11 protein-coding genes are annotated in these 12,922 nt (G+C 52.5%); 3 read left to right on the top strand and 8 right to left on the bottom strand.

The features are described from left to right. The first annotated feature begins 89 nt into the window (after window positions 1-89). Window positions 90-1,982 (top strand): M1 family metallopeptidase, encoded by a 1,893-nt coding sequence (locus tag OCL06_RS15785; RefSeq protein ID WP_262996327.1) that lies wholly within the window; start codon window positions 90-92, stop codon window positions 1,980-1,982. Window positions 1,983-2,085: 103 nt separating this feature from the next. Here OCL06_RS15785 and OCL06_RS15780 read toward each other — a convergent pair whose 3' ends face one another. Continuing rightward, window positions 2,086-3,678 (bottom strand): Na/Pi cotransporter family protein, encoded by a 1,593-nt coding sequence (locus OCL06_RS15780; RefSeq protein WP_262996325.1) that lies wholly within the window; start codon window positions 3,676-3,678, stop codon window positions 2,086-2,088. A 347-nt stretch (window positions 3,679-4,025) separates the two neighbouring features. Between OCL06_RS15780 and OCL06_RS15775 the strand changes: the two genes are divergently transcribed. Continuing rightward, on the top strand, window positions 4,026-4,559 hold the full coding sequence (locus OCL06_RS15775; RefSeq protein WP_262996323.1) for a redoxin domain-containing protein: 534 nt from the start codon (window positions 4,026-4,028) through the stop codon (window positions 4,557-4,559). Between the two features lie 77 nt (window positions 4,560-4,636). Here OCL06_RS15775 and OCL06_RS15770 read toward each other — a convergent pair whose 3' ends face one another. From OCL06_RS15770 to OCL06_RS15760, 3 genes are all read right to left on the bottom strand, one after another. Next, on the bottom strand, window positions 4,637-7,720 hold the full coding sequence (locus tag OCL06_RS15770; protein ID WP_262996321.1) for an efflux RND transporter permease subunit: 3,084 nt from the start codon (window positions 7,718-7,720) through the stop codon (window positions 4,637-4,639). Window positions 7,721-7,728: 8 nt separating this feature from the next. Next, window positions 7,729-8,826 carry an efflux RND transporter periplasmic adaptor subunit gene (locus OCL06_RS15765; RefSeq protein WP_262996319.1) on the bottom strand — a complete coding sequence of 366 codons (1,098 nt, stop codon included), beginning with the start codon at window positions 8,824-8,826 and terminating at the stop codon, window positions 7,729-7,731. A 74-nt stretch (window positions 8,827-8,900) separates the two neighbouring features. Next, the gene (locus OCL06_RS15760; RefSeq protein ID WP_262996318.1) at window positions 8,901-9,503 is read right to left on the bottom strand and encodes an IMPACT family protein; all 603 of its coding nucleotides are present in this window, start codon (window positions 9,501-9,503) and stop codon (window positions 8,901-8,903) included. A 152-nt stretch (window positions 9,504-9,655) separates the two neighbouring features. Here OCL06_RS15760 and OCL06_RS15755 point away from each other — a divergent pair, with 152 nt between their 5' ends. Beyond that, window positions 9,656-9,907: a hypothetical protein gene (locus OCL06_RS15755; protein WP_262996316.1), complete on the top strand. Its 252-nt coding sequence runs from the start codon at window positions 9,656-9,658 to the stop codon at window positions 9,905-9,907. Between the two features lies 1 nt (window position 9,908). On the opposite strand, the gene OCL06_RS15750 is transcribed toward OCL06_RS15755, so the two are convergent. The 4 genes from OCL06_RS15750 to OCL06_RS15735 form a co-directional block, all read right to left on the bottom strand. Next, window positions 9,909-10,439 (bottom strand): DUF421 domain-containing protein, encoded by a 531-nt coding sequence (locus tag OCL06_RS15750; RefSeq protein WP_262996463.1) that lies wholly within the window; start codon window positions 10,437-10,439, stop codon window positions 9,909-9,911. Window positions 10,440-10,586: 147 nt separating this feature from the next. Then, entirely contained in the window at window positions 10,587-11,165 is a 579-nt protein-coding gene (locus OCL06_RS15745; protein WP_262996315.1) for a DUF1989 domain-containing protein, read from the bottom strand. A gap of 4 nt (window positions 11,166-11,169) precedes the next feature. Next, a complete protein-coding gene (gene gntA, locus OCL06_RS15740; protein WP_262996313.1) occupies window positions 11,170-11,832 on the bottom strand; it encodes a guanitoxin biosynthesis heme-dependent pre-guanitoxin N-hydroxylase GntA in 663 nt (220 codons plus the stop codon). A gap of 3 nt (window positions 11,833-11,835) precedes the next feature. Beyond that, window positions 11,836-12,660 carry a glycosyltransferase family 2 protein gene (locus OCL06_RS15735; protein WP_262996311.1) on the bottom strand — a complete coding sequence of 275 codons (825 nt, stop codon included), beginning with the start codon at window positions 12,658-12,660 and terminating at the stop codon, window positions 11,836-11,838. Window positions 12,661-12,922: the final 262 nt, after the last annotated feature.

Raw genomic sequence — 12,922 nt, 5'->3', positions numbered from 1 at the left:
GCATGACCTTGCAGTGCTGTGATCTCTCCCCTGACAATGAATTTTTGGTATGCTGTGACCCGTTAAATTTAGCCGAACCAGGAATTCCAATGAAAAAGCTATTCTGGCTGTCGCTGGCAGCGCCCCTGTTGTGGGCCTGTAGCGAAGCCCCCACCACGGATACTGCCGCTACCAGCGACAGTGACCAAGCGCAACAGACCGCAGAAATACAAGCGGGTAAAGATTATCACTCGTTTGCTAACCCCGACACCATCCGGGTTACTCACCTGGATTTGGACCTCACGGCAGACTTTGAAGCCCGTCAGCTTCACGGCACTGCCACTCTGACTGTAGAGCGCCAGAAAGAAGACGCTAAACGACTGGTGCTGGATACCCGCGCGCTGACGATTAATAAAGTCACTGTCGACGGCGAAGAGGTCGATTACTCGATGGGTGAAACCGACACGGATCTGGGGACGCCGCTGAATATTATGCTGCCCGCAGAAGCGAATAAAGTCACCGTGCATTACGCCACCTCGCCCGATGCCTCCGGCGTCCAGTGGCTGACACCGGCCCAGACTGCTGGTAAAAAACACCCCTTCCTGTTTACTCAGGCGCAGGCTATCCATGCCCGTAGCTTCATTCCACTACAGGACTCCCCTAAGGTCCGGGTTACCTATGATGCCACTATTCGTACACCGGAAGCGTTGCTGGCGGTGATGAGCGCGTCCAACGATCCGCAGACCGAGCGCGATGGCGTGTATGAATTTACTATGCCGCAACCCGTGCCTTCGTACCTGATTGCACTGGCCATCGGTGATTTGGAGTTCACGCCCATGGGACCGCGCACGGGCGTATACGCTGAGCCATCCATGCTCGACGCTGCTGCTGCAGAATTTGAAGACACCGAGAGCATGCTGGAGGCAACCGAAGAAAAGTACGGCCCGTATAGCTGGGATCGCTACGATCTGCTGATCCTGCCCCCGTCCTTCCCGTTTGGCGGCATGGAAAACCCGCGCCTGTCGTTTATAACGCCCACCGTTATTGCCGGCGACAAAAGTCTGGTCTCGCTGATTGCCCACGAGCTGGCGCACAGCTGGTCGGGTAATACGGTGACCAATGCCACCTGGCGGGATCTGTGGCTGAACGAAGGCTTTACCACGTATCTGACCTACCGCATCATGGAAATGATTTATGGCCACGACCGCTACCGTATGGAAGCTGTGCTGGGCTATCAGGATCTGCAGGAAGATATTGCCGCCTTACCTGCAGACGATGAAATTCTGGCCATTGATCTGCGCGGGCGGGATCCGGATGCCGTTTTCTCCGATATCCCTTACGAAAAAGGCGCGTTGTTCCTGCGTGAAATTGAACACACCATTGGCCGGGAAGCGTTTGATGCCTTTTTAGTGGAATACTTTGAACACTTCGCGTTTCAAAGTATTACTACCGACGAATTCATCGCCTATCTGGAGCAGACACTGTTGGCCCAGTATCCGGACAAACTCAGCAAAGAGCGCATAATGCAGTGGATTTTTGAACCGGGCATTCCTGAAGGGGCACCAAAACCCAGCTCTGACGCATTCACCAATATAGATGATCAGCGCAGTGCCTGGCTAAAAGGTGACACCGCCGCGACGGATATCGCCACCCAGGACTGGACGGTGCACGAGTGGCTGTATTTCCTGAATAACCTACCACGTGAACTGAGTGATGAACAACTGGCCGAACTGGATAGTGCCTTTGCACTGACTGACAGCAAAAATAATGAAATTGCCCATAGCTGGCTGCTGCTGGCGGTCCAGAACGAGTATAAGCCGGCGTATGACCGCCTGTACTCGTACCTGGTTAATATTGGCCGTAATAAGCTGGTGAAGCCTCTTTATCGTGAGCTGGCAAAAACGCCGGAAGGCAAAGCGTTCGCGGCGAAAGCCTTCGCTGAAGCCAAGCCGGGTTATCATCCGCTGACGATCAAAGCTAATGAAGGGTTTGTGGAAGACTAACCCGCCTTAGCGTAACCAGAAAGGAGCAAGCCGCAGCTGACCTTCACCAGGTCGCTGCGGCTTTTTTTGTTGCTGGTGTCACCATTACCACGCCTCATCCCTGTTAAGCCTCGCGAGTATCTCCTACCGATTGTACCGAGCTATCCATATGGGTCATTGCGCGATGCAGATTATTAATACACCGTCGCAGCCATCGACTATAATCCAGCCGCACGGTGGCGACGGGGATCTCCAACGCTTCTTGGGCCACGGCATGTAATGTGTCCGCACGTACCTCTGATTCGGTTGCTTGCAGGTGAGCGGCCAGTTCCGCCAGGTTCCTGTTTGAGGCTGCCCAGTCACCAGGGGCTTGATTGTTGTGCACGGTAGTCAGGGTGGTTATTACAAGCTCACGCTGAGACGCGATCGACGCGCCGTGATGCTGTTCGTTAAACTCCGGTATTTCCTCAAGCCGGTCATCTACCCGTCGTAGATGGTCGAGACAATGGATAAGGTGTACCAGTCTGGCGTGATGATGAGGATGCTGGTGGGTGATGGAGATCCTGTCGGCAAAGGCACTCATATCGTCGATATCATTGCCCCGGCTGGGCACCGTTGCGGAGTGCCCGCTAAGGGCTGTGCGCAGACTGCTTAACAGACCAAAGAAGGTATGGTGTACACAATATTGCAGAGTATCCAGCGCGGCCTGGCTGTCACCCAGCAGGTTTTCATCGAGGCGCGTTTTAATGTTGTCGCCATCCTCTGGAAATAGGCGGCGCATCAGCGCGGCGAACTGGTGGGTAAAGGGCAGGATCACCATCACTCCCAGTAGGTTGAAGAAGCTATGAAACGAAATAAGGGCAATTTCGCTGTGCTGTTCAATGGGCACGAGGGACACCGCTTCCCAGACCAAGATAAACGGAGTGATGAGCAATACCGCTAATAGCCCGGTCATCAAATTATAGATAACGTGGGAAAACCCGGTGCGCTTGGCGCTCACGCTGGCCCCGGTGGTGGCAATAGCCGCGGTGATAGTAGTGCCCACATCCATGCCTATCACTAACGCCGCGCCCTGCTCAAAATCAATCATGTTGGCATACAGGGCGGTGAGCGTGGCCGCCACACCGGCACTGGATGACTGGGTCACCAGAGTGAAGAGCATACCCAGCCCTACAATAATCAAAACCTGCCCTATGTGGCCGGTAGGCAGTGGCTCGAAGTTAAGCAAGGTTCGCAGGCCAGCCATGCTGTCCTGCAAACTGGCTATACCCACAAATAACAACCCGAAGCCTGCCAAAACAAAGCCGATTGCACGCAGTTTGCCTGAGGCCAGCAGCCGCATCAGCACACCAATAAACACCAGTGGCAGTGCCGCCGCACCCAGCTTTATTTTGAAGCCAAACAACAGCACCAGCCATCCGGTAATGGTGGTGCCAATATTGGCGCCGAAGATAACCCCCAGTGCATGACTGAAGCTCATCAGGCCGGCACCCACGAACCCGACAACGGCCACGGTTATGGCGCTGGATGACTGTAATACTGCAGTACTGAAGGCGCCCGTGACGGCACCCGTGAGCGGCGAGCGAGTGTAATAACGCAACTGCCTGCGAATGGCGTCACCGGCAAGTTGGCGCAGCCCGTCTGTCATCACCACCATCCCCAGCAGAAACAAGCCCAGACTGCCAAGCACAGTAATGAGTGTGTGAATTGAAGTCACTTAATGAACAGTATTAGAAAGCGGGGGGAAAAATGATTAACCTGCATACAGACTTGTCATAGCAGCAGTGTTTTCATGCCGGATACAGGCTGAAATCAGCAAACTCTTATCGAAATCATATCCCATACAGACGCCTTATCAGGTAACTCCCATGTGTTATTACACTATAGCTAACATTGTTTATTTCCTGCCAATTCTTGAGCTGATGTAAAGCGCGATAGCAGTAAGGAATATTAAATTCCCGCTGGGCGTAATCAATTCCCCCCGCCTTGCGTAGCAATAAAGGTATCGTCGCGGAACGGCTGTGCCGGGTTCGCGATGCCTCAGAACACAGAAAAGGAACCTTTATGTACACGAATAAATTACACCCCGGCGACACCTTTCCGGATATCGAAGTGAATACACTCACCGGTGACCGGGTTAATCTGAAATCCCGCAAGAACGGCACCGACTGGAAAATGGTGCTTGTGTATCGTGGTAAACACTGTCCTATCTGCACCAAGTTTTTGAATGCGTTGGAAAAATACAAAGATGATTTATATGACGCGGGAATTGATCTGGTCGCCGTGTCGGCAGACAGCGAGCAGCAGCTTCAGGCGCACCTGGAAGACATTGATATCAATTATCCTATTGCGTACGGCCTGAGCGAAGACGACATGCAGGCGCTGGGCGTGTATGTCTCAGAGCCTATGTCAGAAAACGAAACCGACCATAACTTCTCTGAGCCGGCGTTGTTCATTATCAATAAAGACGATGCCCTGCAGGTGGCTGATGTGGCCAATAACCCCTTTGTGCGGCCCGATCTGGATCAACTGATTTCAGGGTTGCAGTGGATCCGCGATCCGGACAACAACTATCCTATCCGTGGCACCCATAAATAGTCATTAATGCCCAGTGCGCCGGCCCCGCCGGCGCGATTACTGATCCACTGACGTCTTTCCCGCTCACGCTTTACCCTCTAACTCCGCGTTTCAGGCTGTAACCGGAAAAACAGCGAATACAGCACCGGTACCACGCCCAGACTGAGTATTGTGCCCACGGCTAAACCAAAGGCAATGGCAGAGGCCATGGCATAAAACAATACATCACCAGACAGGATAAGGGGGACCAGTCCTAAAATGGTGGTAAATGTGGACATGAGTATTGGTCTCAGGCGCCGGACACTGGCGGTAACCACTGCGTCAACTTCATGGTCACTGTTTTGTTGCTCATTGCGCTCTGCGTCAATCCGTTCAATTAACACAATGCCATTGTTTACTATGATTCCTGCCAGAGCGTACAGCCCCAGAATGACCATAAAGCCAAAATTGCCCTGCATAACAATTAAGCCCAGTGCGGCGCCGATAATAATCAACGGAATGGTAAGCAAAATGATCAGGGTGCTGCGGTAGGAGCGGAACTGCGCAATCAGCAACAGGATAATAATGGTCAAACACAGCGGAATATAGGCGTTAAGCGAGGATTGCGAGTCTGCCGACTCTTCAATGACGCCGTCGTATTCCACCGTGTATCCATACGGCAGTGACTGTTGGAGATGGTCGATATCAGCCTGCAGCATGGGCACCATTTCTTCGGCGTTATACCGAAAGTTCTTCGCCTCCACGGTAATCGTCCGAAAAAGGTTTTCCCGGGCAATGCGTGCGAAATTAGTTTCATACTCTATGGTTGCCACTTGCGTAAGGGGGACACTCACCCCGCGGCTCTGGGAAAAGATATTCACGCTACTAATCCGGGTTAAGTTGACGCGCTCTTCTTCTTTAGCCTGGATGACCACCGGTAGTATATCGTCGCCTTCCAGAAACTCGGTGATCACCCGACCGCTGAAATAGGTGTTGAGGGTCTGCGCAATATCCGCAGAGCTAATTCCGGCCCGGCGTGCTTTTTGTTGATCAATGTCCAGCTTGATCTGCGTAACCCGGTTTTCCCAGTTGTTACGAATATCGTAGGTGCCGGGCAGTTCAGCCAATAAGGTTTCGAGCTGTTGGGAGGCGCTGAATAATAAGTCTTTATCCGGCCCCTTCACCTGTACCTCAATTTTGCTGGAGTCTGACGGACCCAGAAACATCTTGGTCACCCGCGCAAACACGTTAGGAAACTTTGCGGCAAACATTTCCCGAAGTTCGTTAATTGTGGGGTCGACGTGCTTGCGTTCGCCTACATCCAGCATGATAAACCCTTTGGAAGCCTCAGGGTCGATGGGGGTGAGCGAGAGTACAAAACGGGGGCCGCCAAACCCGCCGTAGCCGACATGCTTCTGTACGTAAGGAAAGCGCTCACTGTCCTCAAGCCGGGTAAAGACGTTTTCCAACGTGCGGTTGGTTTCGCGTATAGAGCTGCCGGCCGGCAAGTCCAGGTAGACCAGCACCTGTGCACGGTCGGAGTCGGGAAAGAATTTAGCGGGGACCTTCGACAGTCCGTAACCGCCAAGAAGGAAGAGCCCCACCATAATAGCCATAAATATCGCCCGCATATTCAGAATACGGCGAAGCAGGCGTTCGTAATAAGGGTTCAGCCGCTCAAAGTAACGGCTTATGGTAAAGCGTGATTTTTTCTGTTCGCCTGGCGCTGGCACAAAGTGATAACACAGGTAGGGCGTAATGGTCTGGGACAAGAGCCAGCTTACCAGTAGCGCAATCAGTATTACCAACGATATAGAGCGGGTATATTCGCCGGCTGCGCTATTTGCCAGCATCAAGGGTAAAAATACCAAAATGGTGGTCAGTGAAGAGGTGAGCAGCGGAAACGACAGCGAACGGCTGCTGTTAGCCAATGCATCTTTGCGGGACTCGCCGTCTTCCAGCCTGCGTTTGAAGTCTTCGGCCACTACAATGCCGTTGTCTACCAGCACACCCAGCGAGATAATCAGCGTGGCCAGTGACATGCGTTCCAGCACCATGCCGGTGAATGACATAATAGCGATAGTAAGCAGGATCACACCCGGCACGATAGCGCCCACGATAAACCCGGCCCGGAAACCTAGAAATAAGATCACCACGGTGCACACAATAGCCAGCGTTTGCAGTACATTCATACTCACGCCATTAACCGCCTTGGCTACCACATCGGCCTGACGGGTGACGGTTTCCAGTCGCATGCCTGCCGGTAAGATCTGACTCAGCTGTGCCAGCTCTCTTTCCATTTGCGGGGTAAATTCAAGCACATCAATATTGTCGCTTTTGGCGATGGCAAAAATAATGGCAGGCTCGCCCTGGAAGTAGGCGGTGCGGGTAGGGGGATCCACCGGTTCCCGTGAGACCGTGGCGATATCCTTAAGCAACACGGTTTCCTGCTGGCCGGGTATCGCAATCAGTGCATTTCGCACATCATCAACCGTTTGAAAATACCCGGAAGGCTGAATAGTAAAGTTGAGCCCGTTGGCATCGACAGTGCCACCAGGCTGGATAATGTTCTGCTGTTGCAGCATGGAAACCAGCTGGTTAGGCGACATATTCAGCCCGGCCAGCTTGGTGTTATTTATTTCAATCGCAATCTGTTCTGGGATGACCCCTAACAAATCGATGCGTTTCACGCCCTTAACTTTAAACAGCGAATCGCGGATATGCTGGGCGTAATCATAGCGCTCACCCACGGTGTAACTTTTGTCGGCCAGTAGTGCCACCGTGAGAACCGCCACATCCCCAAAGTTGTCATTTACCAGCGGGGGAGAGGTGCCCTCAGGCAGTTCAGACTGGACCTGTTCCAGTTCGTCACGCAAATCATCCCAAATCTGCTCCAGTTCAAAATACTGATCTTGTATTTTCACATGGAGAATAGACTGACCAATCATCGACACCGACCGGATCTCATCTATTTCCGGCAGTTTGCGGGCTGCCTCTTCCAGCGTTTTGGTAACCAGCAGCTCGACCTTGTGCGCAGGCAGACCGGGATAGCTGGCGGTGACCACGGCTTCACGGATAGTGATAGAGGGGTCTTCCTGAGCCGGCAATTTGAAATAGCTGACCAGGCCGTAGATCATTAACATTACGACCACCGCCAGCATCAGGCGATTCTGCTCCAGACTGAGTTGTGACAAAGACTTCATAGGCGACGCTACTCGTTGAACAGCCGATGACTACCGTTTGCCAGCAGGACCTGCTGACCGGCTTCCAGAAACCCCACGCCGGAACGCACCACCTGGGTGTCGGTAGATAGATCGCCCTGAATGCGTGCGGTATCCTTTTCCATCGACAACACCGTGACACTGACTTTATTCACCGTGTAGGCATCTTGCTGTTCGCCGGGTTGTAGCTGCCAGACGTAGTGCTGATTGTCAGGTCCGGCGCCGATTGCACCAAGAGGCACCAGAAAGGCGGTCTGCTGCTCATTGCGCTGGTATTGGAAACGGACTTCCGCACTCATGCCGGGTTGTATCTGCGAGGGGTTGTTGTCGAGCTTGACGGTAACAGGGAACGCATTGGCACTTTGTGCACGACTGCCAACCTCAAACACATGACCGGCTAAACCGCTCTCACCAATGGCAGACACCGACACGGTGACAGTGTCACCGGCCTTTATAAAATTGACCAGGTTTTCAGGCATCAATACGGCCACCTCAACCCCCGTCTCGCCCTGAATAGTAAAGGCCGGTTGCCCGGGGGTTATTCGCTGCGAAGGCTCCACATGCCGCTCTGCTATTGTCCCGGCGTACGGGGCGATCAGGGTAGAATCGGCCAGCTCCTCCTCAGCCAGCTCCAGCTGGGCCTGAGCAATTTCCACCTGATCCCGCAGCGAGCTGAGTTGGGTCTCGGCGACATCCAGTTCAGCCTGTGACACCGCACCGGAATCGATAAGTTGCTGTTTACGGTTATAGTCGGTCTGTGCTTCAGATAAGCGGGCCTGCACTTCTGATAACTGACCTTTGCGCTGTTTCACTGCCAGCTCAAATACGCGGGGTTCAATGGTAGCCAGCACATCGCCTTTGGCGATGGTATCACCCAGATTTACCTTGACGCTGGCCACGATACCGGCGACCTCAAAGCTCAGCTGGCTGGTTTCTGCCGATTGCACCACACCCGATAATACCCGGGTTTCGCTGCCATCGAATGCAGTGACAGGCGCGGCAACGACTGAGCGTAACAGTTCAGGTTTTTCAGGCGGGTCGCTACAACCGACAAGCAGCAATAGGACAAAGGGCAGCAATAGGCGCATGCTGTTTGGCTCCCTGAATTATTTAAAAAGGTTGGAATTAGAAGTTGTTACGGCAATTCACGGCAGTTAGTTCTTCACCCGGCAGGGACTTTTACTGAAAAACCTACGCTACCGGCCAGCGCACGCAGCGCCCCCACACTCTCATCGGGCACGGCAAGTGTCAGCTCAACGTGTTGTTGATAACCGCAGTGCACCACATTGCCTTCGTGCTGCGTGGCCCAGTGACGCAGATACTGTTCATCTTTGAAGTCGGCCTGGACAATGAGTGTGGTCATTGCGCGCTGGGTCCTCACCGGCAACGCCTCAATGACCTGCTGTGCCGCTCCTGCGTAGGCCCGTACCAGACCACCCGCGCCCAGTTTAACGCCACCGAAATAACGGCTGACGACAACCATGACGTCGCCGAGATCTTTATGCTGCAACACATTTAAAATAGGCTTACCCGCCGTGCCGCTGGGTTCGCCGTCGTCGGCCATGGCGGCGCTGCGAGGCGAATGGGGCGCACCTAATACGTAGGCCCAGCAGTGATGCCCGGCGTCAGGGTAGCGTGCCCGGGCTTCCTCCAGCAATCTCATGGCCGCATCACGACTATCCACGAAGCCGGCGCGACTGTGGAATTTACTTTTTTTAATTTCCAGCAAGGTCTCGTGCTGGCCGGCAGGTACAGGATAGCTCATGGCCACAGTATACCGTCTGACAAGAATGGGGTGAACCTTGCGCGTAGTCACTTTCTCAAAAGAGCCGCTTTTGTTAGGGTGTCATGAAGGCACTGGGGCTTGGTGAGCGATAGTCAGAGCGTGACACAAAGGTTTAACAGGAGCATACCAACATGGCAAAGCCAAATAAAAAGGGGCCGGTACGGACGGTGCAAATCTCCTGCTTGCAGTGTAAAAGCCCGATTTTTAAATACCGTAAGGGCGGGAAGGGGTCACTGGTGAAATGTTTCATTGAACGTATCGTGGAAGATTACACCACCACGCCGTGCCATTGCCCCGGATGTGGTCAGGAGTTTGCCCGCCAGACGATGATACGGGGGACACCTGCCTACAAAATGATTGGCGGCAAAGTGCACATGAAATAACTCAGTGTTTTTTGACGCTTTTCAGTACCCGGTCCTCCAGGGAGGGGGGATGGTAAGGCGAGGTATGGGCGGGCAGGACGCTGACTTCACCACTGGGTTCCAGCACTACCGCCAGTACGGCTTCTTCGGACGTATATCCCTGAGCGCGGATGCAGGTGCGTACCTCATCGTCGGTCACCCGTTCTTTGACAAGGTTCGGGCGGATAAATTTACCGTCATAAAATAGCAGCGTGGGCGACTTGTTCATAAATCGCTTAAAGGTGGATGACTTTACTGACCACAGGGTAAACAAGTACTGCAGCAGTAACAGCATGAACAGGGCCAGCGCCACTTCCAGTATCACCACATCTTTTAGCAACACCGCAGAGCCCAGAATAGAGCCCATCGCCACCGTGACCATCCAGTCAAAGATATTCATCTTGGCCGCCGAGCGTTTGCCAAACAAACTCACCAGCGCAATACACAGCACATAGGCAATTACCGCAGTAACTGCTACCCGAAAAAGCTCGAACCAGCTTTCAAAAAATAACATCGGTTGCACTAACTCCCTGGTGTATTGCCGGCGATGCAGGCGGATGCAGAGCGCCACAGCGTCCCGGCAGCCTTTTATCGGCGCCTGCGCTACGTTGCCCGGCGGGTATTTGTGTTGCTTGCCAACCAGACCGGCGGTGCGTAATCTTTAGATGATTTCGTACTCAATAGGTTTATAGGTAAAGTTATTCGACTCACCCGCCGAACAGGCCGTCAGCCCCACAATAAGATCCATCTTGGCTTCAAAAACCGTGTAGTCGCCAGCTTTACTTTTAGGCGGTAATACCGAAATTTTACCATCGGCGGCCACGTCTACATTCATAAAAATATTGAAGGTGGTATTCAGGTACTCTTCCGGAATATCGTATTCATGGAAGGCATTTACCAGATTTCCGTGGCAGCCCGGCACCGGGGTTTCCTCCGGGTAGAAATGACGGAAAGTTTCCTTACTGCACGGGGTAAGCAGAAAGTCGTGGCTGGCCACGGTGTCGGCGACAATTTCCAGCATTTCGTTGCTGCGATTGGAATAAAGTACTGAGCCTTTACCAAACTCAATACTCTCGTTGTAGTCCAGGGTGCGACCTGAGGAAAGATATTCTTTGATATCAATAGCATTAAAACAGTAAATATCGGAGACCTGTTCGCCTTCCGGATCGATGACCTTAATTTTCTGACCTTTCTTTACTGTGAAGGCCGTGCCGCTGCGGGGGGCAATACGGTTTGTCATAATATTAACTCCTTACTTTAAACGGACATTCCCATTCTTTCTCCAGTTCGCGGCCGCTGTATTGCAACACTTCAGACCCTTCCCCGTGATTAGCCAGCATAGGGTTAGGTGCACCACAAAAGGCTTCATCACGTTCGCGGATCCGGTCGCGAAACCGGGTGAAGGTGCCCTTTTCACGCAAATGCTCAAACTGTTGATGTAAATTAAACACCAGTGCGGGATATTCAAATTGTCTACTGCGTCGGCGGCTTGCCGGATTCAATCCGATAATAAAAAATGCGTTACCGCCCAGACTGAAACTGAAATCAGCGCTGGTAACATCGTTACTCACCGCGCTGTCCCAGTCGTACATCCTGGCATCAATATTATGCAGGTCCTGGAGTTTTTGCCATAAAGCCGCCTCAAAACACCGTTCACTCATGGGGCGCGACTGGTCAAACACCGCCACAAACGATGAATACATGTGCTCGTCGATATTGAATGTATCGGCAAATTCATAAATATCTGCAAGCAGGTCGGTAGTGCGTTTACCACACTGAATGTCTCCATATCGATGGACGTGGATCTGGTCCTTCTGCAGCGCGGTTCTTGCTCCTTCACAGGGAAAACCGTCCTGTTTAATAAACTCAGCTAGTGTGTCTTTAAAACTGCGCTCAGTGTCGTCCATAATTCACGCCTCGTCGTATGCATGCTCCGGTGTTAACGGCACATCCTTCGTGTCGGTAGGTAAGTGGTCGATTTTAATACCGGCCTGTTGAAAATCCTTATTGATGTAGCCCTGCTCCGCGTAGCGCATGAGCACGTCTTTACACGGGTATTCCTGCCACTTTCTACGGTAAATTTCTGCGTTGCGACTAAAATCCAGAAAATGGTTTAACGGGCAGCGGTAATGCGGGCGGTACTGTACAAAGGTAACGGCGTCCAGCGGTGTCACTGTCAGGTTGCTGTGACGGGCCGCGGTAAAAAAGTCTTCGTCGTTAATACCAAAACCGTCAAAGCGCTCATCGAAACCGCCCACGGTTTCGAAATCTTGTTTGCGCATACAAAAAAGGGCACTGTAATCGCTTTCTTTGCGCTCGCAATCCACGTGGTGTTGGGTATCTGACAGCAAATCTGTATGGCGCTGGTTTAACGCCGGTTTGGTGACATACTGAATGTGTGTGCTGTAAATAGTGTCCGATGCATGATTGTCCTGAAGCTGTGAGAAAATATCCGGCGGGATCACCGCATCCACATTCATATAAACGAATCTTTCTGACGATACTGCTGCAATACCTTTGTTGCGGGCTTTCGCGATGGGCAGTGTCTCACCCGTTACAAATTTATGCACAATGGGAAATTGGTCACTTTTAAGCAGAGAGTAGTCGGATGGCCGGGTCATCCATACAAGAATAAGTTCCTGCGGCGCCGGATCGCACGCCTCCAGTTGAGTCACCAGACGCTGTAACTGTTCTAACCGGCTTTTTACAATGGTTACTGCGCTGAATGTTTCCACTTCGCCCCCTTGCTAACGTTATTAATACCCCAGCTGTTGCAACAAGTTTGCCAGCCAGTGTGGTTTTTTAACGCTTTGATTTTGAAAGGGTATTTGATCAAGAGGAGATCTGTGACCCGCGTGATTGCAGGGAAGGGTGTCGATTTTACAGACTCTCAGACAGCAACCCTGCTATTCAGAGCATGCAGAACTGAGCAACGGGTACCGCTAAAAATAGCGTTTGGCGGGAGTACCTGATCCAGATACCCGTGACATTTGTTAA

The organism is Alteromonas salexigens, from assembly GCF_025628895.1.
GTDB lineage: Bacteria > Pseudomonadota > Gammaproteobacteria > Enterobacterales > Alteromonadaceae > Alteromonas > Alteromonas salexigens.
The sequence above is the reverse complement of the archived record's forward strand: the minus strand, read 5'-3'. Positions and strand labels throughout refer to the sequence as shown.